Annotated in this window: 20 protein-coding genes; all 20 read left to right on the top strand. The window is 55.5% G+C overall.

Features of this window, described 5'->3' with window-relative positions:
- The first annotated feature begins 53 nt into the window (after positions 1-53).
- Positions 54-707, top strand: coding sequence for a ribulose-phosphate 3-epimerase (gene rpe / locus EKN00_RS02530; RefSeq protein ID WP_127848572.1), 654 nt, complete (start codon positions 54-56; stop codon positions 705-707).
- Entirely contained in the window at positions 704-1372 is a 669-nt protein-coding gene (locus EKN00_RS02525; protein WP_127848571.1) for a thiamine diphosphokinase, read from the top strand. The genes rpe and EKN00_RS02525 overlap by 4 nt, the downstream gene beginning before the upstream one ends.
- Before the next feature lie 175 nt (positions 1373-1547).
- On the top strand, positions 1548-1733 hold the full coding sequence (gene rpmB, locus EKN00_RS02520) for a 50S ribosomal protein L28 (protein WP_054677482.1): 186 nt from the start codon (positions 1548-1550) through the stop codon (positions 1731-1733).
- Positions 1734-1975: 242 nt separating this feature from the next.
- Positions 1976-2338, top strand: coding sequence for an Asp23/Gls24 family envelope stress response protein (locus EKN00_RS02515; protein WP_127848570.1), 363 nt, complete (start codon positions 1976-1978; stop codon positions 2336-2338).
- 32 nt (positions 2339-2370) lie between these two features.
- Positions 2371-4035 carry a DAK2 domain-containing protein gene (locus EKN00_RS02510; RefSeq protein ID WP_127848569.1) on the top strand — a complete coding sequence of 555 codons (1665 nt, stop codon included), beginning with the start codon at positions 2371-2373 and terminating at the stop codon, positions 4033-4035.
- Between the two features lie 15 nt (positions 4036-4050).
- Entirely contained in the window at positions 4051-6090 is a 2040-nt protein-coding gene (gene recG, locus EKN00_RS02505; protein WP_127848568.1) for an ATP-dependent DNA helicase RecG, read from the top strand.
- Positions 6091-6192: 102 nt separating this feature from the next.
- Entirely contained in the window at positions 6193-7212 is a 1020-nt protein-coding gene (gene plsX, locus EKN00_RS02500) for a phosphate acyltransferase PlsX (RefSeq protein ID WP_127848567.1), read from the top strand.
- A gap of 106 nt (positions 7213-7318) precedes the next feature.
- Positions 7319-7564, top strand: coding sequence for an acyl carrier protein (acpP, locus tag EKN00_RS02495; protein WP_164847995.1), 246 nt, complete (start codon positions 7319-7321; stop codon positions 7562-7564).
- A 234-nt stretch (positions 7565-7798) separates the two neighbouring features.
- The gene (gene rnc, locus EKN00_RS02490; RefSeq protein WP_127848584.1) at positions 7799-8500 is read left to right on the top strand and encodes a ribonuclease III; all 702 of its coding nucleotides are present in this window, start codon (positions 7799-7801) and stop codon (positions 8498-8500) included.
- Between the two features lie 12 nt (positions 8501-8512).
- Entirely contained in the window at positions 8513-12088 is a 3576-nt protein-coding gene (smc, locus tag EKN00_RS02485; protein ID WP_127848565.1) for a chromosome segregation protein SMC, read from the top strand.
- Between the two features lie 37 nt (positions 12089-12125).
- Positions 12126-13145: a signal recognition particle-docking protein FtsY gene (ftsY, locus tag EKN00_RS02480; protein ID WP_127848564.1), complete on the top strand. Its 1020-nt coding sequence runs from the start codon at positions 12126-12128 to the stop codon at positions 13143-13145.
- Positions 13145-14407 (top strand): methionine gamma-lyase family protein, encoded by a 1263-nt coding sequence (locus tag EKN00_RS02475; RefSeq protein ID WP_127848563.1) that lies wholly within the window; start codon positions 13145-13147, stop codon positions 14405-14407. Before ftsY ends, EKN00_RS02475 begins: the two co-directional genes overlap by 1 nt.
- Before the next feature lie 73 nt (positions 14408-14480).
- Positions 14481-15230, top strand: a complete 750-nt coding sequence (locus EKN00_RS02470) for a TIGR02452 family protein (protein WP_127848562.1) — start codon at positions 14481-14483, stop codon at positions 15228-15230.
- A gap of 384 nt (positions 15231-15614) precedes the next feature.
- On the top strand, positions 15615-16571 hold the full coding sequence (locus tag EKN00_RS02465) for an ABC transporter substrate-binding protein (RefSeq protein WP_127848561.1): 957 nt from the start codon (positions 15615-15617) through the stop codon (positions 16569-16571).
- A gap of 342 nt (positions 16572-16913) precedes the next feature.
- On the top strand, positions 16914-18221 hold the full coding sequence (locus EKN00_RS02460; RefSeq protein WP_127848560.1) for a cation:dicarboxylate symporter family transporter: 1308 nt from the start codon (positions 16914-16916) through the stop codon (positions 18219-18221).
- Between the two features lie 28 nt (positions 18222-18249).
- On the top strand, positions 18250-19185 hold the full coding sequence (locus EKN00_RS02455) for a phosphoglycerate dehydrogenase (RefSeq protein WP_127848559.1): 936 nt from the start codon (positions 18250-18252) through the stop codon (positions 19183-19185).
- 341 nt (positions 19186-19526) lie between these two features.
- Positions 19527-21065: a hypothetical protein gene (locus EKN00_RS02450; RefSeq protein ID WP_127848558.1), complete on the top strand. Its 1539-nt coding sequence runs from the start codon at positions 19527-19529 to the stop codon at positions 21063-21065.
- Positions 21043-22038, top strand: a complete 996-nt coding sequence (locus EKN00_RS02445; RefSeq protein ID WP_127848557.1) for a hypothetical protein — start codon at positions 21043-21045, stop codon at positions 22036-22038. Before EKN00_RS02450 ends, EKN00_RS02445 begins: the two co-directional genes overlap by 23 nt.
- Before the next feature lie 22 nt (positions 22039-22060).
- A complete protein-coding gene (locus EKN00_RS11025; RefSeq protein ID WP_241559444.1) occupies positions 22061-25177 on the top strand; it encodes an SbcC/MukB-like Walker B domain-containing protein in 3117 nt (1038 codons plus the stop codon).
- Entirely contained in the window at positions 25170-25973 is an 804-nt protein-coding gene (locus EKN00_RS02435; protein WP_421825368.1) for a DUF2399 domain-containing protein, read from the top strand. Before EKN00_RS11025 ends, EKN00_RS02435 begins: the two co-directional genes overlap by 8 nt.
- Positions 25974-26203: the final 230 nt, after the last annotated feature.

The raw sequence follows: 26203 nt of genomic DNA, 5'->3' as shown, positions 1-26203 counted from the left end.
CGGGGGAACATGGCTGGCCGCTAGTTAGTCATGTTTGTTGGGAGGAAACTATTATGCAAATTGCACCATCAATTCTCAGTGCTGATTTTGGTAACTTAGCGGAGGCGGTTCGCGTTGTCGATAAGGCGGGCGCGGGCCGGATTCATATTGACGTCATGGATGGGCGATTTGTGCCGAACCTGAGCTTTGGCCCCCAGATTGTGGAGGTTCTGCGGAAGGTGACCGACTTGCCGCTTGAAGTCCACCTAATGGTCCAAAATCCGGAAAAATGGGTTGAACCATTCGCGGCGGCCGGGGCGGACATCATCATGGTCCACGTTGAATCAACGCCGCACATTCACCGCGCGCTCAGCTTGATTAATCAGAGCACCGCAAAATCCGGGGTCGTGATTAACCCCGGCACGCCAGTTTCCGCCATCGACATGGTGCTCCCAATCGTCCAGCAGGTACTGGTCATGACCGTTGACCCCGGCTTTTCCGGGCAGCACTTCATTCCCGAAAACCTGGCGAAGATTGACGAACTCGTCACCATCCGCGACCGCAACCCCGAATTAAACTTTGAGATTGAAGTCGACGGTGGGGTTAACGAGGACCGCATTGCCGCCGTTGCGCGTTACGGTGCTGACGTGGCTGTGGCTGGATCCGCCGTTTACGATGGCGGGGATGCCGCGGCGAACTTGGCCCACCTGAAGGAATTGATTCGATGACCACGCTCAACCTGATGGCGGGGGGCCCCACGGATAACCTGCCCGCAGATTGGCAGCAAACTCCCGGCAGCTGGGCGGGCATCGACCGCGGCACTTTGCGCCTGCTTCAGTCGGACATCACCCCGATATTTTCGGTTGGTGATTACGATTCGCTGACGGACAGTGAGTTCGATGAAGTGGCAACAAGCGTGCCGCAGCACCGGCGCTTTCCACCCGAAAAAGATTTCACGGACACCCAGTTGGCCCTGCTGAAAACGCAGGCGATGGGGGACGTCGACGCCGTTAATTTGTTCGGCGCGACGGGCGGCCGGCTGGATCACGAACTGGCCAACCTGTACCTGCCGCTGGCCGAAGATCTCGCGTTTTTGACGGACCACCTGGTGATTCTCGATGCGGGTAACCGGTTGGAATACCTAACCGATGGGCAAAAGTGCTTTGCGCCCCGCAGCGATTACCGCTACTTCGGGGTGGTGTGCCTGACGCCGGTGGTGGATTTGACCATCCGCGGCGCCAAGTACCCGCTGACAAGATGGAGCAGTTCGGCACCGTTTAGCTGGGCGTCCAACGAATTCGTGGGCGCAACGCCGATTGATATTACGGTGGTAAAGGGAACACTGGCACTGATTTACAGCCGGGATCGCCGCGGCCAAAAGACCTTTAATTAGGCCGGTTCCCGCAAAATTAGCGGCAAGGGCCAACAAATTAAGTAAGTTTGACAGTTATTTGTGGGTGTCAAGGGTTTTTACTTTGCATTATGCTTGCAAAGCGTTCCGCCGTGTGATAAATTGGTCAAGTGAATTAATTCGAGGGGTACCTTGAAACAGCAAGGAGGTCAAACTGATGGCAGTTGACGTTATTACAGGCCGGCACACAACGTTCGGCAACAAGCGTTCCCACGCTTTGAACAGTTCTCGTCGCACTTGGAAGGCCAACCTTCAGAAGGTGCGTATCTTGGTTGATGGTAAGCCAAAGCGCGTGTGGGTTTCCGCTCGTGCACTTAAGTCAGGTAAGGTTACGCGCGTCTAAGCGCAGATGTAGTAGAGGTGAGATAGCAACCTGGCATAGCCAGCACGCTAACTCGCCTCTTCTTTTTTATTCGCTGGTGGCCATTTGCAATTAAGTGTCTGGTTGCGGCGTTAGAATCACCCGCGCGCGGCCATGTGTTACACGACAGCGTGTTGTAATGCGGTGCATTATGGTAAAATAGTTGGGATATAGTGTATACACAACGGTACGGACGCGTACCCGGTGATATAAGGAGGGACATCATGGCGGTCAAAATTAAAACCAAGTTCGGCACCATTGATATCGATAACTCGGTTATTGCAACAGTTGTCGGTGGTGCGGCGACGGATATTTATGGGATTGTTGGTATGGCCAGCAAGAACCAGATTCGGGACAACATGAACGACATCTTGAACCGTGAGAACTACTCACGCGGAGTTGTGGTCCGGCAGGAAGATAACGGTGTGAACATCGAAGTTAACATTATTGTTGGCTATGGCACCAAGATTTCTGAGGTGTGCCGCAATGTTCAGGCGAAGGTGAAGTATAACCTTGAGACGATGCTCGGACTCACGGCAAATGCTGTGACCGTTATTGTGCAGGGCGTACGGGTCATCGGGGATTAATCCCGAAGGCTTGGTTTAGGAGGTCAATTTTTTTGAAAGTTACGGAAATTACCGCTACCGAATTCCAGAATATGATCCGGACAGCGGCGCACCGCATTAATAAGAATGCCGAGTTTGTCAACTCACTTAACGTTTTCCCCGTGCCCGATGGTGACACTGGGACCAACATGAACCTCACGTTCCAAAGCGGGGCGAAGGCGGTGCTTGAAAGTGACGCCCAGAGCGTTGGGGAATTGGCCCAGAAGCTCGGTAAGGGACTGCTCATGGGTGCGCGCGGGAACTCTGGTGTTATCAGTTCCCAACTGTTCCGCGGATTCGCGAAAAACGTTGAAAAGAAGTCTAGTTTAACCGCGCAGGATTTGGCTGATGCCCTTGCCCACGGTGTGGAGACGGCTTACAGTGCCGTGATGAAGCCCGTTGAGGGGACCATCTTGACCGTGGCGCGTGAAGCTGCCAAGGCCGCGATGAAGAAGGCTGCCGGCACTGATGACGCTGTCGAAGTGCTTGAAGCAACGGTGAAGGCGGCCAAGAAGGCTCTCGCGAAGACACCAGACTTGCTGCCAGTACTGAAGGAAGTCGGCGTGGTCGACTCCGGTGGCCAGGGCCTTGTTTTCATTTACGAAGGATTCTTCGACGGTCTGTCCGGTGAGAACACCGAAGAGGCATTCGTACCCGACGACAACGAGATGGATGAAATCGTGAACGCCAACCACCAGCAGGGTGCCCAGACGCAACTGAACCCTGACGATATCGTGTACGGTTACTGTACCGAAATGATGGTTGGCCTCGGCAAGAACGGTGCAACCAAGACGTTCGACTACGATGCCTTCCGCAACTACCTCAGTCAGTTCGGGGATTCGCTCCTTGTTATCGCTGATGAAGAAGTGGTTAAGGTGCACGTGCACACGGAGCACCCAGGAACGGTCTTCCGTTACGGTCAGCAGTTTGGTAGTCTCGACAAGATCAAGATTGACAACATGCGCCTCCAGCACGAAAGCATCATCGAACGTGCCGAAGAAGAGGAAAAGGCTAAGCCGCTGGAAGAATTCGGCGTTGTGGCCATTGCCAGTGGTAAGGGTGTTGCCGAACTCTTCAAGAGCCTCGGTGTCACCTACGTGCTGAGTGGTGGTCAGACCATGAACCCAAGCACCAACGACATTTTGGATGCAATCACGAAGGCACACGCCAAGAACGTGATTGTGCTGCCGAACAACTCCAACATCTTCATGGCTGCAGACGAAGCGGCCAAGGAAGCACCAGTGAACGTTGCCATCGTGAAGAGCCGGACAATCAACCAGGGGATGACCAGCTTGCTGTCCTACAACCCTGAACGGAGTCTGACGGAGAACGCATCCGAAATGACGGCTGCGCTCGCCAACGTTGTGTCCGGGCAGGTTACCCAGTCCATCCGGAATAGTACCATCGGCGGTCTGGAAATCCACGACGGCGACTGGATTGGCATCATTGATGGTGACATCAAGGTGGCCACGAGCGACCGTTTGAGTGCCACCACCGCAATGATTGACGCGATGATCGACGAAGATTCCGAAATCGTAACGCTGATTGTCGGGGCTGATGGTTCCGAGGAAGAAGCAGAGCAACTGGGTTCAACGATTGAAGACAAGTACCCTGAAATCGAAGTTGAAATCCACGACGGTGGTCAGCCACTTTACCCATACCTGGTTTCCGTCGAATAAAAAGGGGGCGGGGAGATGCCACTGACAGATTCGGTGACGGAGCTGCCCGGCGTTGGTGCAAAACGGGCCGAGGGGCTTGCCCAGCTTGGCATTGTGACGGTGAAGGATGTACTGTTTTACTTTCCCTTCCGTTACGATGACCTCAAGGAGCGCGACCTCGAGACCGCCGTTGATGGTGAGAAAATCACGATTAAGGGCACCGTTGTTGCGCCGCCCGTGGTTAGTCGCTTTGGGCCGCGCAAGACGCGGGTGAACATCCGCATGCGCGTGCAACACGCAATCGTGATGGTGACCTTCTTTAACCAGCCTTGGCTCAAGGACAAGTTCCATGAAGATCAGGAGGTTGCGGTCTACGGTAAGTGGGATGCCAGTCGCAGCAGCCTTTCCGGGATGCGCGTTCTCGCCACCCAGGATGCGGACAGTCCGGCGCTTGCTGCCATCTATCCGCTCAATAAATCAGTGCACCAAACCTTCCTCATGGGCCTCATTAAAGAGGCCTTTGCCCGTTATGCGGGTGAAATTCAGGATGTGGTGCCTGCAGCCATCCGCACTAGGTTCAAACTGCTGGATGACCGCACCCTAGTTGAATGGATGCACTTCCCGCACACCGCAAAAGAAGCCGCGGCGGCGCGGCGCAGTGCCATCTTCCGTGAGTTCTTCCTGTTTGAATCGCGGCTCCAGTCGCTGAAGCACCACGCGGCCCAGCCGGCAAACGGGCTTGTCATTCCGTTTGACAACGCGCGGGTGCGGGATTTCATCAGTACCTTACCGTTCGAGTTAACCACCGCCCAAAAGCGCGTGGTTAACGAGATTTGTGCGGACATGCGTCGCCCACTGCACATGAACCGGCTCCTCCAGGGGGACGTTGGGAGTGGGAAGACCATCGTGGCGGCAATTTGCATGTACGCCGCGGTGACCGCGAACTTCCAGTGCGCCCTGATGGTGCCGACCGAAGTTTTGGCCGAGCAGCATTTTGCCAAGCTGACCAAGTTGTTCAAGAACCTGCCCGTGCGGGTGGCACTGCTGACGAGTTCGGCAACCGCGGCGGCCCGGCGCAACATCCTGGCCGATTTGCGCGGGGGCGACATCGACATCATCATCGGCACGCACGCGCTGATTCAAAAGGACGTTGATTTCTCTGCCCTCGGCCTTGCCATCATTGACGAGCAGCACCGCTTCGGGGTTAATCAGCGTGATTTGCTCCGGGACAAGGGATTAAAGCCCGACGTGCTGGCCATGACCGCTACGCCAATTCCGCGGACCCTGGCCATTACGGCTTACGGGGAAATGGACGTGTCCACGATTGATGAACTGCCGGCTGGTCGCCACATGGTCAAAACCGAGTGGCTGCGCAAGAACCAGATGGGCCACGCCCTTGACGCAATTCGCTCGGCGGTGGCTGATGGGGGGCAGTGCTTCGTCATTACGCCACTCATTGCCGAGTCCGAGAAAATCGACTTGCAGAATGCGGAGGCGGTGTTCGCGGACCTGCAGGCACAACTGGGCGCACAGATTCCGGTCGCACTGCTGCACGGCCAAATGAAGCAGGAAGAAAAAGCGGACATCATGCGCGCGTTTGCGGACAACGAAACCAAGGTCCTTGTGTCCACGACGGTCATCGAAGTCGGGGTCGACGTGCCCAACGCAACGCTGATGCTGATTCTAGATGCCGACCGGTTTGGCCTGGCGCAATTGCACCAGCTGCGCGGGCGGGTCGGCCGGGGGACCAAGGCCGCTCGCTGCATTCTGGTCGCGGACCCAAAGACGGAGCAGGGTATCAGCCGGATGGAGGTCATGACCGAGACCACGGACGGCTTCAAGGTTGCGCAAAAGGACCTGGAGCTGCGTGGTCAGGGTGATATCTTCGGGAACAAGCAGTCGGGGATGCCCGACTTTCGGCTTGGCGACCCAGTCACCGACTTTAACGTGCTTGACGCGGCGCAGCGGACGGCCAGTGAGATTTTCACGGTTGATCCCGAACTTAACGAACCAGAAAACGCGCCACTCAGGGCGGAACTCGCGCACCTCACCGCGGTTAACGGGACGCTGAACTAATTACCACGCGGCGCACCGGATTGCGGGTTGCGGGCAAAGTTGACGGTTAATGCACATTGCACACTTGCAGCGGGCACTAACCATTTTTTCAGGAGGAAAGACATGAAGATTGCAGTTGACGCAATGGGCGGAGACAACGCGCCTAAGGTTGTAATTGAAGGGGTGGAACGGGCCCGTGACGAACAGTCCGGTCTTGAATTTATCTTGTACGGGGATGAGGCGCAGATTCGCCCGCTGCTGAGAAGTGACGAGCGCATCACCATCGTGCACACCACCGAACAAATCGAGATGAACGAACACCCAGTCAAGGCGGTGCGGCGCAAGAAGCAAGCCTCCATGGTGCTGGCGGCAAATGCCGTGAAGAGCGGTGAGGCAGACGCGCTGATGTCCCTTGGGAGCACCGGGGCGCTGCTTGCGGCCGGGCTGTTCATCGTCGGCCGCATTCGTGGTGTCGATCGTCCCGGCCTCATGCCAACTTTGCCATCCGTTAATTCCGATAACGGGTTCGTGATGATTGATGTCGGTGCCAATGCGGACAACCGGCCAAACCAGCTGTACCAGTACGCGGTTATGGGGAACTTCTACGCCAGTGACGTGCGCGGGATTAAGAATCCGCGTGTGGGCCTGCTCAACAACGGGACCGAAGAGACCAAGGGCGACGAGCTGCACCAGCAGACCTACCAGATTCTGCAAAAGGCGTCCGGACTCAATTTCATTGGGAACGTTGAATCATCCAGCCTACTTGACGGGGCGGCCGATGTTGTCGTGACGGACGGCTTCACCGGGAATGCGGTGCTCAAGTCAATCGAAGGCACGTCGCACACGCTGCTGCACGAAATCAAGGCGGCCATCATGAATGGCGGCATTTCGAGCAAGCTGGGCGGGTTGCTCCTGAAGGGCAGCATCAAGGGGATTGTCGACAAGTTCGATGCCTCCCGTTACGGCGGGGCCGTGTTGCTGGGGCTGAAGTCACCAGTGGTCAAGGCGCACGGTTCGGCCGACGCCACGACCGTCTACTACACCGTTTTGCAGGTTCAGGCCATGGTCGAAAACGGGACAATCGCCAAAGTAATTGATTATTTCAATGAGCATGGTGTTGATAACGCGACCACGGTTGAATAAATAACGCTAATTGCATTAGAATAACGCTCATCAATATTTTTCTTTTGCTCTCCGCGTAATTGTGGTAAAACTAAGTATCAGTTCGGAATATATGAGGAGGATTATCGTGAACGAACAAGAAATTTTCGACAAGATTGCTGCGATTCTGCAGGATCACTTTCAATTAGCAGAAGGTCAGGTAACCCGGGAGCTTAACTTCAAGAAGGACCTGGACGCAGATTCGATTGACATCGTGGAATTTGTTCTCGAACTTGAGGACACGTTTAACGCCGAAATTCCGGACGAAGACGCCGAGAAGATTCAAACCGTGGGCGATGCGGTCAACTACATTGCTGCACACCAAGGCAAATAATTGCAAAATTAATTCAGTAAGGGACGTTCGCTTCGGCGGGCGTCCTTTTTGTTTGGTGCCGGAAGTGGGCAGCGCACGTGAGGGGCCGCCGCGAATGTCTGTTTTGTTCGTTTTTGGCCCTGAAAACCTGTATAATAATAAAATGTGTAAGTATGTAGATTGCGCAAATTGATTATTTATCTGGGCCGCCTGAATCTCGATGGTTCACCGGCCCCAAACCCAAGGAGGTTTATGATGGTTGTAGCAGAATTCGTGAGTGAACTGCGCCGGAACTATGGAATTGAGTTCAAGGACCTTTCCATTCTTGACGAAGCGTTCACCCACTCCAGTTACGCCAACGAACACCGTGAGCTCGGGATCAGCGACAACGAACGTCTAGAATTCTTAGGTGACGCTGTCCTCGAGCTGACTGTGTCCGACTACCTGTACCGCAAGTTCCCCCAGTTACCTGAAGGGGAATTAACGCGGATGCGGGCGGCCATCGTGCAGACGAAGAGTTTTTCGTCGTTCTCGCGTGAGGCGCATTTCGACAAATACATTAAACTCGGTAACGGTGAAGAAGCGGCCGGGGCCCGGCAACGCAACACGCTGCTTGAAGACCTGTTTGAAGCCTTCTGCGGGGCGCTGTACCTCGATCAGGGGCGCGCGGCCGTGATTAAGTTCTGTCAGCAGATTATCTTCCCCCGCATTGATGCCGGTGAGTACCGTGGTATTAGCGACTTCAAGACCGCGCTGCAGGAAGAATTGCAGCAGGACGGGAACGCCGATATCCACTACGAGCAGGTCAGCATCACGGGGCCCGGGAACGCGCGGCAGTTTAACGTCGACGTTTACCTCGGCAGCCAGCTGCTTGGTAGCGGAAGTGGAAAGAGTAAGAAGCGTGCTGAACAGGCTGCGGCACACGCAGCGCTGGTTGGCTTAGGTGTGATTAGCTAGGTAGGTTAACGGATGCAACTGAAAGCATTGACGCTGAACGGCTTCAAGTCGTTCGCGGACAAAACCACAATTGAATTCGACCACGGTCTGACCGGCATTGTCGGCCCGAATGGTAGTGGGAAAAGTAATATTACCGAAGCGATTCGGTGGGCACTCGGTGAACAGAGCGCCAAGAGTTTGCGTGGCGAACGGATGGGTGACGTGATTTTCGCCGGGACCGCCCAGCGGCCGGCGCTGAACCGGGCCGAGGTCACGCTCACATTCAATAACGAGGACGGCTACCTGAAGAACCAGCCGGCCGAGGTGACCGTTACGCGGCGCCTGTTTCGCAGCGGTGAAAGTGACTTCCTGATCAACAACCAGCAGGTGCGCCTGCGCGACGTGGTGGAGATGTTCATGGATAGCGGCCTTGGTCGCGAGTCGTTCGCGTTCATCTCCCAAGGACGCGTTGAAGCCATTTTCAACAGCAAACCGGAAGATCGCCGCGGGATTTTCGAAGAAGCCGCGGGCGTGCTCAAGTACAAGCAGCAAAAGGGCAAGGCCGAAGCCCAGCTCCAGGAAACCAGCGATAACCTGGCCCGCGTGTTCGACATTGTCCACGAGCTGTCTGGACGCATGGACCCACTGGCGGAGCAGGCATCCATTGCCCAAGATTACGAGCAGCAGACCAAGGAGTACAAGACGCTCCACCAGCAGCTTTTGGCCCTTGAGATCCGGGACATGGGCAAGCAGCAGGAGACAACCCAAATTCAGGCAACGGCCACCAAGAAGCGCGTCGGCGAACTGAAGGCGCTGATTGCAAAGCTCGAGGCCGATTCGGATGAGCTCACGGCAACGCAGGCCAAGACCGAGGACGAATTAAACCAGGTCAATGACGACCTGCTGGCCAAGTCAACGCAGCAGGAATCACTCAACGGGCAGGAAAACGTGTCTTCAGAGCGCACCGAGAACGCGAACACGACGGTAGCCGATTTGAACGACCAGCTCGAACGGGCCCGCAGTGATGCCAGTGCGGCAGCGGCGAAGTTAGTTGAGCTCACGGCCAAGATTAAGGGGCTGGATGGCAGCATTAAGACCCTCACTGGCCAGCTGGCGGAATTAGGCAACGCCGCCGTGACGCCGGAAGAGCTGAACACGAAGATTGATCAGCTGCAGGCCGACTACATCGAAACGCTCCAGGCGCAGGCGGACAACCGCAACGAACTTTCAGCCCTGGAAAAGGAGCAGCAACTCTCTTCCACCCAGCTTAGTGCCACCCAATCGCGGTTGGCTGAACTTGATGGGCAAAAAGACCAGTTGCTGGCCAAACAATCTGCCAGCAAAACTGCGGAAGAAGCGGCCCGCGGTGCATACGATGCGGCCCAAGCTGAAGTTGCTGCGCAAAACGCGGCCGTGACTGCGGCCAGTCAGGATTTGCAGAAGGCCACGGCGACGTACAATGACCACCGCGGCCAGTACATGCGCACCGAGGAGCGGCACAAGACCCTCGCCGAGATGGCGGACGATTACGCTGGCTTCTACGGCGGGGTGCGGACCGTGCTCAAGGCCAAAAGCCAGCTAACGGGCGTGGTCGGCGCGGTCGCGGAACTCATGACGGTGCCGGTGCAGTACCAAGAAGCACTGGATCAGGCCCTTGGTGGCAGTTTGCAGTCCATCGTGACCCGTGACGAAAACGCAGCGAAGGCGGCCATCAGCTACCTGAAGCAGCGGCGTGGCGGGCGGGCCAACTTCCTGCCGATGTCCGTGATTCGCCCCCGCACGTTGCCGCAAAACATTGTGGCAACACTGGCCAACCAGGCCGGGTTCGTGGGGGTCGCGGTTGATCTGGTGCAATTCAAGCCGGAATTAGCCAACATCATGGGCAATTTGCTCGGTAGCCTGATTGTGACCGATAACCTGGACAACGCGGTGAACGTTGCCCGCGCGACCGGCCACCACTACCGGATTGTGACGCTCGACGGCGATATTTTGAACGCCGGGGGCAGTATGTCCGGTGGTTCCAAGCAGCAGGGCAAGTCCAGTCCGTTAGCCCGAGCCCAGGAAGTGCAGCAACTTGCGACCAAGCTCACGCAGATGCGCGAACAGCTGACCATCGAGGAACAAAACCTTGATGACCTGAATGTCGTGTACAGCGCGGCCCAGGCCAAGATGACTGCGCTGATTACCAAGCGGGACGAGGCCAAGAATGCACTGCAGACGAGCCAGGGGGATGCCCGCGTACTCGACGAGCAGCTGCAGAACCTGGCCCGCCAGCGCGCAAACCTGGAACTCAGCATGCCGGCCGGCACCGTTGACCTGGCACAGAAGCAGTCTAATCTGCAGCAACGCGGCCAGGAGCTGGTGGCTAAACTTGCCGACTTGCAAGCGGCAACCGATAAGCTCAAGCAGCAGCTGGCGGACGTGAATAGCGCCGCCGACTCGCGGCAGGAACAAAAAGCCAAGGTTCAGGCCGAACTGGCGGTTGCCAAAAACGACCGGAAGACGGCGCTGGCGCAGCAGGACCAGTGGCAAAACACCAAGGTCCAGGCAACAAGTGACATCGCCAAACTGGAAAGCCGAATTGCCGACATTCACGAGGCCGCCCAGCTGACCCAGCAGGACCGGGAGCAGCGCAAGGAGACCTTGGCGCGCCTCAAGAAGGAAATCGCCGCACTCAAGGAGCGGCAGACCACGCTCACGGCGGACAAGGCTGACATGCGCACGCGGCTGAGCCGGATTTCGGCCCAGACCACCACGACTTACACCGAGCTGCAAAATGCGATGAGCGAATCCGAAACCCAGCAGGTCACGCTGAGCCGGTTAAAGCAGAATTTGACCACGCGGCTGGATACGCTGCGTGATGAATATGAAATTAGTTTTGAAGCGGCACTGGCCAAAGTGCCACAGCCGGAACCGGATCAACCGCAACTGCGCAGCCGCATCAAGCTGCTGAAGCGCGGGATTGACGAACTTGGGCCGGTTAACCCGCACGCCGTGGCCGAGTACAAGGAAGTCAAGGAGCGTTACGACTTCCTCACGAAGCAGCAGGATGACCTGAACGCGGCCAAGGAGCAGTTGCTCGGCACCATGTCCGAGCTGGACGATGAGGTGCGGGCGCGCTTCAAGGAAGTCTTCGATGCGACCGCCAAGGCGTTCACGGAGATCTTCCCCCAGATGTTCGGGGGCGGGCACGCGGAATTACGCCTGACGAATCCGGATGACTTGCTCACCACGGGGATTGAAATCATCGCGTCACCGCCGGGCAAGAAGCTCGTGCGCCTGTCCCTGCTTTCCGGTGGGGAACGCGCGCTGACGGCCATCACGTTGCTGTTTGCGATTCTGCGCGTGCGGCCGGTGCCGTTCTCCATCCTGGATGAAGTTGAGGCCAGCTTGGATGAGGCCAATGTCGACCGGTTCGGCGCCTTCCTGCAGCACTACTCCAGCTCGACCCAGTTCATCGTCATCACGCACAGACGCGGGACGATGGTGGCCGCGGACGTCCTTTACGGGGTGACGATGCAGGAATCCGGGGTTTCCCGGATGGTGGCCGTCTCGCTGGATGAGGCCGTTGAGGCAAAAGTCAATGAGCAACCAAAAGCATCGAATTGACGCTAGACGTTCAACACTATACTAATGGAGGCTGATTATGGGATTTTTTGACCGCATTAAAAAAGCATTCGGGGGCAAGGACGAGACCGCCGAGACCGAAAAGTACGACGCCGCCCTCGAGAAGAGCCGCGACAGTTTCGGTGCCCGGCTGAACAAGCTGTTCGCCAACTTCCGGACGGTTGATGAGGATTTCTTCGATGACCTTGAAGAAACCCTGATTGGCGCCGACGTGGGTTTTGAAACGGCCGTTAAAATCACGGACGAGCTGCGCGAAGAAGTGAAGCTGCGCAACGTGAAGGATGCAAGTGAAGTGGCGCGCGTCATCGTGCAGAAGCTGGTTGACCTCTACGGTGAGGCCGGCAAGGATGAGGACAACAGCCTGCACTTTGCACCTGAGGGCCCGACCGTGTTCCTCTTCGTTGGCGTTAACGGTGCCGGCAAGACGACGACGATTGGTAAACTCGCCAACCGGCTGCACAAGGAGGGCAAATCCGTGCTCCTGGCCGCGGCGGATACGTTCCGTGCCGGTGCGATTCAGCAGCTCCAGGTATGGGGTGAACGCGACGGTGTGCCCGTGGTTGCGGGCCCTGAAGGTGGCGACCCGGCGGCGGTTGTTTACGATGCCGTGATTCGCGCCAAGAAGGAAAACGCCGACGTGCTAATTGTGGACACGGCCGGCCGGCTGCAGAACAAGGTCAACTTGATGAAGGAGCTCGCGAAGATTAAGCGGGTGATTCAGCGTGAGTTGCCGGAGCAGCCGGCTGAGGTGCTACTCGTCGTTGACGGGACCACCGGCCAAAATGCGTTGACCCAGGCCAAGGAATTCAACCAGACCACCGAAATGACGGGATTGGTGCTGACCAAGCTGGATGGCTCCGGTAAGGGGGGCATCGTGCTGGCCGTGCGCAACGAGTTGCATATTCCGGTTAAGCTGGTCGGTCTGGGCGAAGGTATTGATGATTTAGCTGATTTTGACCCAACCAAGTTCGTTTACGGCCTGTTCAAGGGCCTGATTGATGCGCCAGAACCAGAGACAACTGAGGAGGATAACGATTAATGAGTTGGCGTGATAGTTACGACGCTAAATTGCTGGATGCTGTTGACCGGGTGGACAAGAAGATTGCCCCTAAGTTAGCAGAGATGGATGATGTGATTCTCGAAAACCAGGCGAAGGTACTGCGGGCATTCCAAGACCACAACGTTGCCGAAAGTGACCTGAACGGTTCCACCGGTTACGGGCACTACGACGAGGGTCGCGACAAGCTCGAGGCCATTTATGCCGACGTCCTTGGCGGCGAGGACGCCCTGGTGCGCCCCCAGCTGATTTCCGGCACGCACGCAATCGGGGTGGCACTGCTCGGACTCGTGCGCCCTGGGGATGAGATTGTTTACATCACCGGCGAGCCGTACGACACGCTCCAGGAAGTCCTCGGGATTACCGGTGACGGCATTGGCAGCCCCAAGGAATACGGCATCGGCGTGGACTGGGTTGACCTGCTGCCAAACGGGGATGCAGATTTGGACGCCATCAAGAAGCGCGTAACGCCGAAGACCACCGTGGTGGCCATCCAGCGTTCGCGCGGTTACGCCACCCGTGATTCATTCACGGTGGCCAAGATTGCCGAGATGATTAAGGCCGTGCGCGAAGTGGCGCCGGACACCTGGATTTTCGTCGACAACGCGTATGGTGAACTGTCCGAAACAACCGAGCCTCTCGATGTTGGCGCGGACCTCATGGCTGGTAGCTTGTTTAAGAACGCTGGCGGTGGCATGGCCAAGACCGGTGGGTACATCGTTGGGCGCAAGGACCTGGTCGAACGGGTCAGTTACCGGTTCACCGTGCCCGGTTTGGGTGGCGCTGAAGGGGCAACTTACGGCGCGCTCGGTGACATGTTCCAGGGCTTCTTCATCGCGGCCCAGACGACCGGGAACGCCATCAAGGGGGCAATCTTCGAGGCGGCCCTGCTTGAAGAGCTCGGCCTGGATGTTGCGCCGAAGTGGGACGCACCACGCACCGACCTGATTCAGACCGTCAACTTCGGTAATGCGGACGACATGGTGAAATTCGCCAAGGCCATCCAGCACAACTCGCCGGTCGACTCATTCGTGACCCCAATTCCCGAAACCATGGCGGGCTACGAAGACCCCGTCATCATGGCGGACGGCTCCTTTGTTCAGGGTGCGACCATCGAATTCTCCGCTGACGGCCCGCTGCGTGCACCATACACGCTGTACCTGCAGGGTGGCTTGACCTACGCACACGTCAAGCTCGCCATCATTGGTGCGGCGGCAGACACGTTCTTCAGCGATGACAAATAACCGGTTTTGCGGGCAGCGCACTTGGGCTGCCCTTTTTTTGACGGCGGTTTGATTGTAAAAGGGGGCATAGCAATTGGATCAGGTGACAATGCTGAAGGCGAGTCTGGCGGCGTACCAAACGGATGCGGATAAGCCGGACAGCTTCCTCATCGCTAAGCGGCTGCCGGAAACGCCGGCGCTGGGGAACACACCAAGCGCGAACTGGACGGTCGAAAATCTGGACGTGGTGGCGGCAATGGCGCGCTGGCAGGGCCGCGTCGGCGTGATGAACTTCGCCAGTCCGACTAACCCGGGTGGCGGCGTCGAATACGGCGCTAGGGCGCAAGAAGAAAGCATCGCCAAGTGCACGTACCTGCTGCCGGAGTTGCGCAAGTTTCAGAGCTGGTACGCTGCGAACCAGGCTCACCCGAACGATGGACTGTACTCGCCGGCGGGCATCTACACGCGCCACTGCCGGCAAGTGTTTGACCAGGGTGGCCGGCGACTCGAGCCGCATTATGTGGACGTGATGACGATTGCGGCACCGAACCGGCGGGCGTGGCCGGACCTCACCGAAGATGTCTGCCTGCGTGACATTGAGGTGAAGGTGAGCCAGACACTGCGCGCGTTCAAGGCAAACGGCGCGCGCAAGTTGATTCTGGGTGCGTTCGGCACGGGCGTGTTTGGTAACCCGGTGGCCCCAGTCGGCGCAATCTTCGGGCGGCAATTACGGCGCAGTGAGTTCAACGGCGCCTTTGATCAGGTGGTCTTTGCCATCTACGACCGTGATGATGCGGTGCGCAGCGAATTCAGGCGGGGGCTGGTCGCCAGCGCGGCGGATTAAGGCTAATAGATTGCGCAAATTTGCGTAAAAGAAGAATACGGTGAAATAAAAATTAAAAAAGTAGTTGACGTTTATAATTTACCGGCGTATAGTTCACTGCATACCCACGACAGGAGTGTTAAATTATGAACAAACGAATTTCGACACAGCTGAACAATTATTACTACGGCTATTACGGATAGTGGGCTTGCACATGGGTGCGGGCCGACGCTCGCATCCATGTGGCCGTTTGATTGATATGCAATCTGCAATCATCAATACCACATGGGGGAATTACTCACATGTGGTATTTTTTCGTCAGAAAGAATGTGGCCAGCCATGGTGAGTGATTCTCGCCATGGCTGTTTTTATTCTAATCACGCATTCATTCTTGGAGGAAAAATTATGAAAAAATCTTTGTTCACCATCGCCGCCGTCGCATCTGCCTTGCTACTTGCAGCCTGCGGGAAACAGGCTGATGCCAAGGAAGGCAGCAGCCAGACCGTTAAAATCGGGATTTTGCAGCAGGTCGATCAGGCCGCACTCGATGACACCAAGAAGGGTATCGTCGAGGAACTGCAGGCCAAGGGGTACACCAAGGCCAAGATTAAGGTGCTGAATGGCCAGGGGGACCAGACGAACCTGAACCAGATGAGCCACCAACTGACCAGCATGGGCAACAACGTGAACATCGCCATTGGTTCCGCGGCGGCTCAGGCCATGGAAAAAGCCGGCAACGAGACGCCACTACTGTTCTCCGCCATCACCGACCCCGTTGCGGCCGGCTTGATTACGAAGGCGAACCTGTTGCACCCGAACCAGAACGCGACTGGGGTCACCGTCCTCGTCAACGTCAAGATGCAGCTTGAACTGCTGCACAAGATGTTCCCCAAAGCTAAGAAAATCGGCATGATGTACGACGCCGGCGAACCCAACGCCCTGGCCATCGTCAAGCTCGCACGCAAGGCGATGAAGCAACTGGGAATGACGCCGGTTGAGATGACGGTGGCGAACGCTTCCGACGTTGAAGCAACGGCGCGGGCTCTGGCCAAGAAGTCAGACGCCTTCTTCATTCCGAACGACCACGTGGCGGCTGTCGGGATGAACACGATTGGTAAGGTCTCAACCGAAACCAAGACGCCGGTTGTGAACACGGACCCAACGATGATTCAGTTCGCGGGCGTGGCCACCAAGGGGGCGAACTTCGAGGACATCGGCAAGCAGACCGCCGACATGGCCATCAAGGTGCTGAAGGGCAAGAAGGTTCAGGACATCCCAGTTGAAGGTCCCGCCAAGATTCACCTGGTGATGAACAAGAAGCGGATGCAGTTCTTCGGGGTGAGCGCGGACGTGCTGAAATAACGCTCCCTGCGAACTTTTTACACAAGTACCGCAAAAAAGGCCCACAAAGCGCTGTGGTTACGCCGTTTTCAGATTGGTTTCTGGCGCTAATGGTGGTAAAATGACGTGTACGAACGGTACAAGAATGAGTAAGGGGCGGCCTGCCAAGCGTAACGGGTCGCCCCTTTTTGTGTGCCGTGAGCTTGCCCGGCCGCGGTTTGCCCGGGTTGAACGTAGCTTATTTCGGGGAGTAACGCTGTTGATGGCGTTTTCATGAGCTTAATCTTCTAAAGTTCACATTTTCGTCAAATTTGGGTGGTTAACTGTGTAAGTTAGCATTTTCACGTTAGGAGACAAATAATAATGGAAGCACATAAAAAGTGGCATCTTTCGCAAAGCTGGCAAATCGCCATCGGCCTGGTGCTCGGGGTCATCCTGGGCACTGTATTCTACCAGAACCAGACCGCAATTACGGCCATGGCCAATATTGGGACGATGTTCATTAACCTGATTCAAATGATTGTCCTGCCAATCGTGGTGACCTGTCTCACCGTGGGGATTGCGGGGATGGGCGACGTGAAAAAGCTCGGGCGCGTCGGGGTCAAAACCCTGGTTTACTTCGAGATCATCACGACCATCGCCATCATTCTGGGGCTGATTATTGGTAACATCTTCCACCCCGGTACGCTGGTTGACATTCACGCACTGAAGGCAACGGACATCAGCCAGTACGTTGCCAGCGCCAAGACCGTGGCCAAGGACGGCGGGATGTGGAACCTGCTGATGGGGATTATCCCGACCAACATCTTCGCCTCGCTGAACGCCGGCAACATGATGCCGATTATTTTCTTCTGCGTCATGTTCGGCCTCGGGACCGCGGCACTGGGCGAAAAGGGGAAGATTATCATTGATTTTCTCGATGCCGTTTCCAAAGTCATGTTCAAGGTGACCAACTGGGTCATGAAGACCGCCCCAATCGGCGTGTGTGCCCTGATTGGTTCCACCATTGCCCAAATGGGGCTGGGTGCACTGAAGCCACTTGCTTACTTTATCTTCCTGGCCTACGCCGCCTTTGCCCTGCTGATTGTGGTGGTGCTCGGAATCGTGGCGCGCATCTTCGGTCTGCGGATTAGCAACGTCTTCCGCGTGGTGAAGGATGAGGTCGTCCTCGCGTTTTCGACTTCCAGTTCCGAAACCGTTCTGCCGCGGCTGATGGACAAGATGGAACGCTTCGGGGTTAGCCGCAGCATGACCTCCTTCGTCATTCCCACCGGCTACTCGTTCAACCTTGATGGCGCGGCGATTTACGAATCACTGGCGGCGCTGTTCCTCGCCCAGGCGTACAACATCAACCTGAGCATCGGCGCCCAAATTTCACTCGTGCTCGTCCTGATGATCACCTCCAAGGGGACCGCGGGTGTTACCGGGGCCGTGTTCGTTGTGCTGCTGGCAACCATGTCCACGATTGGCGTGCCGACTGCCGGGCTGGCGTTCATCGCCGGGGTTGACCGCATCATCGACATGGGCCGCACCGCGGTGAACGTCTTCGGGAACTCACTGGCATCCATCGTGGTCGCCAAGTCCGAGGGCGAATTCGACGAGGCCAAGGCGGAGGCCTACCTCGCGCAGCTGCACAATGGCGGCGCGGCCGTTGCCACCCATGGGGATTAATGTCGCGTTAGTTTGGAGGAAGTAAACAATGCAAAAGGTGATTGTCCCAACTGTTGCGGATGAATTGACGGATCATTATCTGGCCAAGCACGGCTACGAGGTATTGACGTGCCCGAATCCGGGGCCGGACGAAATCTTGCAGCTGGCGCCAGATGCTGCGGCGGTGATGATGATTAGCAAGAAGCTGCCCAACACCATTTATGACCAAATGCCTAAGCTCAAAATCCTGGCGCGGCGTGGGGTCGGCTACGATAACATTGACGTGAATTACGCGGCTGACCGCGGCGTGTGGGTGACCAACACGCCGGGTGCCAACGCGCATAGTGTGGCCGAGATGGCGCTGATGGACATGTTGCTGCTGGCGCGGAACTTCCCGCAGGTTGACCGCAAGACCCGGGCGAACGACTGGGGCGGCGCGTACAAGCTGCTCGGCCGCGACCTGACGTCGGCCACCGTCGGCATTGTCGGGTACGGAGCCGTTGGGCGGGAGGTCGCCAAGATGCTGCACAGCCTGGGCGTGTCCGTTTTGATTTACAACCGGACGCCGCGGGAATCCACGGACGGAACTTTTGTTGACTGGGATGAGTTATTTAGCAAGTCCGATTTCATTTCGCTGCACCTAGCCGCCAATGCCGAGACGCGGCACGTGGTTGGGGCACACGAGTTCGCGCTCATGCAGCCGACTGCCGGACTGGTCAACCTAGCCCGCGGCACCATCGTCGACGAGCAGGCACTCATCAGTGCGCTGACCAGCCACCAGATTGGCGGTGCCGCGCTTGATGTCTTCGAGCAGGAACCACTGCCCGCGGATTCACCGTTGCTGAAGCTACCGAACGTTGTGCTCACCCCGCACGTCGGGGCCAACACAGAGGAAGCCAACCGGCAGATGGCGCTGATTGCGGCGCAGGAAATCGACCGGGTGCTGTCGGGGCAAAAGCCGGAGCATCCGGTTAACCGGGTGTAAACCAGATAGAAGTAAAGGGGCGTTGACGGATGGTCGGCGCCTTTTTGTGTGGCTGGTGACAGCGGGTACATCTACGTGCGTTACTGCTATTACCACGGTGTCCAGTTTCCGACCGCCATCCTGGCATCCGGCGCGGGGCCGTTTTTCGATGGCAACAGGTTTACGACAGCTGCTGAGGCGCAAACTGTCGGCAACATGCAGAAAGAGGAGTGGAAAAGCTTCGGCGAGCATGCTTTAACTACTAGTTAACCAAAAAAGCGGGCCAAATATTTCCGCACCACGACACCGCTTTCCATGTGTTTGGTATACTGAACCCAAGTCTTTAATTAGGAGGTGCCGCAATGCAGTACGCAACCAAATTGCGAAAATTATTGCTCGGTGTTGGGCTAGGAAATAACATGAACCACCCGCTTGCTGGGTGGTCGATTCTGACGATGCTGTACCGTGACAGCGCAACAAGTAACGAGGCGTCGACGTTCGACTACATTATGCGGCGGTACAATTCAGAGTACTTGGATCAACAATCAGCGGAAGAGCCAGTGGGTAAGGGTGCGTTGATTAAAATCATGCATGTTTTAGTTGACGAGACGGATTTGGTGACAGTTAATTTTCGCCGCGTGCGGGTGTTTACGACTTCTGGCAAACGGACGCGGGTGAACAGAGATGTTTACCGGATTACCAGCGCCGGCATTGAATACATGCGGGCGATGCAGCAAGTGGTTGACGCGGACACCACGGTTACGGCAAATACTCTGCGCATTGGCGATTTTTGTACCAACCTGGCCAAACTGCAGGCGGCAGACCTGTCAGACACGACGACCCGCTTGTTTAATAACTTTCGGGATATGGTCGCCAATTTTGATGATGTGATGAAGGGCATGCACAAACTGGATGATGATTTGGCCAGCCTCACCACGAACCTGGCCTTCAACCATGAGGGAATCGCAGCTAAGCAACTGCGCTCGATGCTCATGGATAAGGCAATTCCAGCGTACGGCAAGATGATTGAGCGCGGCAACATTTTGGACTCGCTTGCCTACAACGACAGATTCATTGAGGCGGTTGCGCGTTCACAGCAAGGCAGTGACGACCTTAATGCCGACAAGGCCACCAGTGATGAACAGTCGCTGGTTTTGCGCGGCCAGCAAGTGCAGGAGTATGTCACCAGGCAGTTGCGGCGGCTTGCTGACAGCTTCGTCGGCGTCACGAATGTCATTGACCGAAGCATGGATTCGTTTTTTGCCCTGTATCAAACCATCGATGGGGCTCTCCAGATGCTGGGGGATGAGTACGAGCACGCACAGCAACAGAGCGTCGACGTTAAGGCATTAACTAACGAGATCGATCATCTTTTGCGGCATTATCAGTCAATCAAAATCCCAGTGGCAATTCCGCGCCATTTACCGTATGACCGCGATGTTGAAAACAAGTCTGATTTATTGCATGCGGCAGATATTGGCTTCGTCGAATATCATGCAACGGCGACCGTGCGAACAGCTGCTACTGAAGCGGATAATCCACCGGTTGTTGCGACGACGATTACAGCAAACAAAATGCAGGCGGCGTTTAAAGAATTCAGGCAACAACTAATGCCAGATGCCAATCACGTGGTCATTAATCAAAACGTCACTTTCACTACCACCAGAGCAAGAGATGAGGCGGTGCGATTGTACGCAGCAGTTAAATACAGTAAGTACGGCGCCTTTGCCGTGTTTGGTCGGCCCGTGGTGGCAGCGACTGCGTTAGGTGGGGGCCCAATTGTGTTAGATTGCGCCGGTGAGCAGTTCTCCTACCGACTGCCCCAGGGATTTGAGTTGACACTAAAGGCGGTTCCAAACAAGCGGGGGGTAAGGCATAGTGGCACCACTAACGAAGGATGAACAATTTATTGTCAATGAGCTTATTGACCGCGGGATATTCACACGTTCGGTTACGAGGCGCACACCAGCTAACCGGCAACAGGCCATCATGGCGCTACGCAAGACGCGGACGAAGGAGCGAATTAACCGGTACTTGTCGGATTTGCTTGGCGTGGTGCCCCTTGAGTTTCAAGGCAACCTCTTGCTGCTCGTGGGCGCCGACAGCCTCGATGCAAGTGCGGTACATGTACTGCTCGCGACGCTGCGGGCTGTAATTAACCAACCGAATGTTGAGGGGTCCGGTGATGATTGGATCATTGCAGTGCAGTCAACGTTAACGCAAATTTGCAGTGAGGTGACAGAACTATCACCAAGAGAGGCACTGCAAATTGTGCGTCGATTGTTTGTCGACCGGTGGCATTTGCTCACACCAGAAGTTTTGGCTGAACCAGATCCAGAAATGGGCCCGGATGCAGCCGCTTTTTGGAGCGTCGATGCGGATTTTACCAATATTGCGCGGTGCATGGTTGATGCGATTTCTCGCGGGACCTCTGACACGGAAGTTACGTCACTGCAGCGCCTCAATCGCGAACTTTTGACCAGGCGATACCTGAGCGCGGCCCAAAATCCCGAGTTGTGGGCGCTGCTTAAGGAAAACAAGGGCGCGGTTGCCGAAACATGGTCGGTATTACACCGGTTGACACTTGAAGTGGGTGACGGCTACGCATTGCTTCTGGATGAACAGCGCCAGATTAGCCAGTCCAAGCCTTACCTCATCGCGTTGTCGGTGGCGAAAGATCTAGGTGTAGGCGTACCGGCTGACCAACTTAGTGCACTGATTAAAACCAAACAGGCTGAATTATTTCCTGATGATAAAAGTTCGCAGGCATACAACGTTCGCGAGGCCATGAAGGAGTTCGATCTTGCTAACTTCCGTGGGGATAATGTGGTGCCGACAGCGTTGATGGTTCGGTTTGATGTGAAGCCAGTTTAATATGGAACGGAAAGGATACGTTATGCCACAATTTTTGACACCAGTGAGTTTTCATCTTCGTAACTTCAACAAATACCTCAAGCTGGATTTGAGTGCGTCTGAGCTTGGTAATATGACTTTGGTTGGCGAAAACATGGCCGGGAAAACCACGCTCGCTAACTGTTTCTTCCCAGTGCTAGTGGATGGCTCGATTACCACCGCCTCGTTTAATCCTGTTCGTGGGACTGAAAAGCTGGATTCAGACGGTAAGGCCCGGAACAGCAAACGTGAACCGCGTAACTTTGAGAGCATGTTACTAAGCTGGGGGCCTGGCGCAATGAAGGCCCGGACCGGGTACACGTACATGCGGATGGTTAGTGACGAGCGGCAGGTGATTTTGGGTATTGGTGCCTACCGCGGTGTCGGTGACACAAATGCGCCGACGTGGTGGTTCGTGGTTGATGCTGAACCCGGTGTGAATATTGATTTGCAGACGGTCACGGACGCGGGTAAAAGTCTAGGCCACAAAGAATTCATCGCGGCTAATGCACACTTGGGTGATAGCTTGCACATTTTTACGCGGCCGAATGAGTACCATGATTTTGTCGCTAGCCATGTTTATGGTTTCACCGAGCGCACGCAACTGGACCAGCTGGCAAATGCTTATCGACTACTTGCCTCGCCAATTCTGACTAGTGGTGGTGCGAAGTTTACGCCAATCAAGAAGGCACTTAAGGCTTCACAGGCGGGGATTGATCCCGACGTGATGAATGGCGCAGCAACCAAGGAACGGTTGGTCAATTCTCGCTCCGCATTGCTTTTCCGAATTCAGCGGGGAATTGAAAAACTGGGAGAGCTGCAGGATGAAATATTCTGGCGCAACCTCAACCAGCTGTCGCTCAAGCAGTTGGCAGAATACACTGACACTGGTGCAAGGCTGAACGAACAAAGGCAGATTGCTGCTACTTCGCAGGAAGCTGCGGACAACTATTCTAAGCAGCTGGTGACTGCACGCGAAAATTTGGGTAGTGCAACGGAGCGACTGGACACTCTCCGTGAAAAGAAGGTGCAGCAGGCGAGTGCCGCGGAACTGCGTCAATTCTTGCAACAGGAAATTGCAACCAAGCAGCAGACAATTGACGACTTTGTTCAGGCGGTCAAACGCTTGGTCACACTCGAAGGCAATATCAACGCAAACGCTGCTGAAATTCAGGACAACGAGCAAGCGACAAGTGCTCTGCAAACGGGTAGACTGCGCCAGGTGCAGGCAACACTGAGTACGCAGAGTGCACAGTTGACGGAATTAGCGTCAGCTATGGCTCAGGCGAATCTGGCGGCAACGGTGACGGCGCTCAAAAAGTATGTGCGAAGTATCGACCGGCACCTAACGACTTATCGGAGCACGGCCAAACTGATGGACACGCTTGAAGAAGATGTGGCGATTGTCTCGGGGATGCGGGTTTCAATGGATGAGCGCATTAACCAGCACGTGCAAATGCCAATGGCCAGTCACGTCCGCACCGTTTTGCACCAAGACAACCTCGAAGTGCACGAAGACGGTGCCGCGAAAATGAATGCGGAGTTTGCAAAATTACGCCAGAAGCAATCCGACCTAGTTGCGGCGCATCCTGACGTGCCAGTATATTTGAATGATGCTAGTCGGCTTAAAACGGTGCAGTCTGCAGTTAAGGAACTACAGGCAGTGACTGAGGACATCGACCATCTCGTTGCGCAAAAAAAGAACCTAACAGCCAACCAACAGCACCTTTTTGCCCAGCGGGAACAATTGGTTGGCGGTATGCACCGGGTGGATCTTTCTGGGCTGAAGCAGCAAATTAACAATGCGCAGGAGCGGCTAAGTCAGATTCACTTGGACACGCAAATTGACGAGAAAATCAATACGGCCAAGAAACAAGTGACCAACTTTGAACAGATGGTCACAGATTTGACCACCAAGAATAGTACCGCGGCGGCAAAGGCCCGTGCGGCTGTTGTCAGCAGTGACGCGTTGCAAGCACAGTTGACGGCCTGTGCTGATAAAATCATGGCCATAATTAAAATTTTGCAACCGTATGCTCCCGCTAATGCTGACTTGACTGATGTGACGGCAGTGACTACTTTTGTTCGGGAACACCGGTCTCGGGTGAAGAACGCAGACATCATGCAGCTGGTTGACCGCATTCGCCGCGTGATTCATGGGGATGGCGGGGACAACGACCGCTATGCACTCGATGTCCTGTTTGATGAGTTAGCCCGCACAGATTTGGTCAGCCGCCTGGATGAGCATGCCGTCAAGCTAACTAATGATGTGATTGGGGTCCATTTTGACATTCGCAAGGAGATTGAATACCTGAACAGGCGGGCTGCCGGAGTTGAGGAGGCCCTGAATGTTGCCAAAACTGCCAGTGAGCTGAGTTTGACCAACTACATGGTTGCTGCGGTTAACTTAATCAAGGAACAGTTCCGGCAAATTGAGGTCTACAACGCAATGCTTGCTGATGGGCTCAATCGCAACGGCGGGATTGCGCTGAAGGTCGAATTGCGGGCCAGCAGCGTTGATGCAGCGGTAATTGAGGAATCGATGAATGGGTTGTTAACCGACCGACCATTGCTACGTGCTGAGATTAAAAGTCGGATGCAGTTGCTTGAAAATGACGCTAAGCTCGAAAACGACGATGACACGTTTGCCGATGAAGTTGCAGAAAAGTTTGATGTACGGAACTGGACCGATTTCGTCGTGTTGATTCGTCGTGCCCACCAGGCTGACGATGCGTACGAAGAGGTTGACGATAATTTTGTCCAAGCTGCTGGGTCAGGAGCGGAGAAGGCTCAAGCCATGGTGCTCCCGTTGCTACTAGTACCGAAAATGTTGCTGCAACAAGCCACGCGCAAGGATGTCCCGCACCTAGTGATGTTCGACGAGTTTGCTGACAAGCTTGACCCAGACACAGCGCGGGCATTCACTAAGACCATTGCCAATTTTGGTTTTACCTTTATCGCCACGATGCCAAGTGGTGCGCAGAACAAGGTCCTGGCTGACGGTGTCACCAATGGTATTTATGAGGTAATTGCCCCAAGCGTCAGCGATAGGAACTTTCGGGTTAATTCGGTGGTTGAGGTCGGCCAGTGGGGGGATTTTGATGATGATTTCGTTGAGTGATGTTCCTGCCGAGTATGTCCGCCAAACTGGTCGACCGTTGCCGATTAATGCGGCCGTGTTGAACCGGTTATTCGCGGCGATTGTAGACGGTCAAGCATTGCCCAATCGCGGCCAGCAGGCAACTGATCTGGGACTAACAGCACATGCGTTAACTGATTCGCACGTGGACCCCAATTTGTACCACTATTACACGTGGGTCTTAACGCATGCATTTGCTGGGCGGCCCATTAATGAGGTGACAGCGAAGCTAATCGGCATGGCCTTCACTTCCGCGAACGTCTTTCAAACGGACCTGCCCCAGCCACTGACCATTAATCCGTGGCAGGAAGAGGCAATGGCGACCTTTCCGCTCGCACATATGCGGGTGGTGGTCCTGGAAAACAATGGGGTCTTTGCTTTGTTGCACCAAATGCACCCGCAGTGGCCACTGATACTGCAGAGTGGGAATGATTTTAATTCAACTTATGTAGCCCTGATTCAACAACTCGCCAGTCGCGGCTTGCACTACGCATATCTCGGTGATATTGACAGCAAAGGAATTCAGATGGCGGACCATTTCTGTGGATTGCTGGACCAGCCAGATACTGACATCATGGCGTTGCAGCCACTGGCAGATGTGAATTACTGGTTGGGCGCATACGGGCAACAGGATGTGAAGCGGACCAAGCGCCGGCAGGTTCAAGACCCAGTTCTTCAGGCACAAATGGATGCGGTTGTTGTTACGCAGCGATTTGTGGAGCAGGAACAGTTAGTCGAGGAGTACGAGCTGAGAATTGGACGGTGGCTGCAGGGATAAGGGCGATAGAGACACCATCGGCGGGAAGCTGGTGGTGTTTTATGCTGTAAACAGCGGCAGAAGGTGTAGGAATTGGACTCGAAACCAACATCAATCAATATGCTTTATTGACAGCCGGGTATCGCCAATACTCAGCAAGAACAATTGTTTAGGAGTATCAAGTGCATTGGCACAATACTATTAAATGAACGTGCATCTAACCACGAATTTTGTCGTCGCCTAGTTGCCTA

It is taken from the genome of Lacticaseibacillus hulanensis, from assembly GCF_004010095.1.
GTDB classification, from domain to species: domain Bacteria; phylum Bacillota; class Bacilli; order Lactobacillales; family Lactobacillaceae; genus Lacticaseibacillus; species Lacticaseibacillus hulanensis.
The sequence above is the reverse complement of the archived record's forward strand: the minus strand, read 5'-3'. Positions and strand labels throughout refer to the sequence as shown.

What these genes read in the sequence shown, in the direction of transcription:
- rpe (WP_127848572.1), top strand. Translation starts at nt 54, where the DNA reads ATGCAAATTGCACCATCAATTCTCAGTGCTGATTTTGGTAACTTAGCG.
- rpmB (WP_054677482.1), top strand. Translation starts at nt 1,548, where the DNA reads ATGGCAGTTGACGTTATTACAGGCCGGCACACAACGTTCGGCAACAAG.
- EKN00_RS02460 (WP_127848560.1), top strand. Translation starts at nt 16,914, where the DNA reads ATGGAAGCACATAAAAAGTGGCATCTTTCGCAAAGCTGGCAAATCGCC.
- smc (WP_127848565.1), top strand. Translation starts at nt 8,513, where the DNA reads ATGCAACTGAAAGCATTGACGCTGAACGGCTTCAAGTCGTTCGCGGAC.
- EKN00_RS02515 (WP_127848570.1), top strand. Translation starts at nt 1,976, where the DNA reads ATGGCGGTCAAAATTAAAACCAAGTTCGGCACCATTGATATCGATAAC.
- plsX (WP_127848567.1), top strand. Translation starts at nt 6,193, where the DNA reads ATGAAGATTGCAGTTGACGCAATGGGCGGAGACAACGCGCCTAAGGTT.
- EKN00_RS02465 (WP_127848561.1), top strand. Translation starts at nt 15,615, where the DNA reads ATGAAAAAATCTTTGTTCACCATCGCCGCCGTCGCATCTGCCTTGCTA.
- rnc (WP_127848584.1), top strand. Translation starts at nt 7,799, where the DNA reads ATGGTTGTAGCAGAATTCGTGAGTGAACTGCGCCGGAACTATGGAATT.
- recG (WP_127848568.1), top strand. Translation starts at nt 4,051, where the DNA reads ATGCCACTGACAGATTCGGTGACGGAGCTGCCCGGCGTTGGTGCAAAA.
- EKN00_RS02450 (WP_127848558.1), top strand. Translation starts at nt 19,527, where the DNA reads ATGCAGTACGCAACCAAATTGCGAAAATTATTGCTCGGTGTTGGGCTA.
- ftsY (WP_127848564.1), top strand. Translation starts at nt 12,126, where the DNA reads ATGGGATTTTTTGACCGCATTAAAAAAGCATTCGGGGGCAAGGACGAG.
- EKN00_RS11025 (WP_241559444.1), top strand. Translation starts at nt 22,061, where the DNA reads ATGCCACAATTTTTGACACCAGTGAGTTTTCATCTTCGTAACTTCAAC.
- EKN00_RS02475 (WP_127848563.1), top strand. Translation starts at nt 13,145, where the DNA reads ATGAGTTGGCGTGATAGTTACGACGCTAAATTGCTGGATGCTGTTGAC.
- EKN00_RS02525 (WP_127848571.1), top strand. Translation starts at nt 704, where the DNA reads ATGACCACGCTCAACCTGATGGCGGGGGGCCCCACGGATAACCTGCCC.
- EKN00_RS02455 (WP_127848559.1), top strand. Translation starts at nt 18,250, where the DNA reads ATGCAAAAGGTGATTGTCCCAACTGTTGCGGATGAATTGACGGATCAT.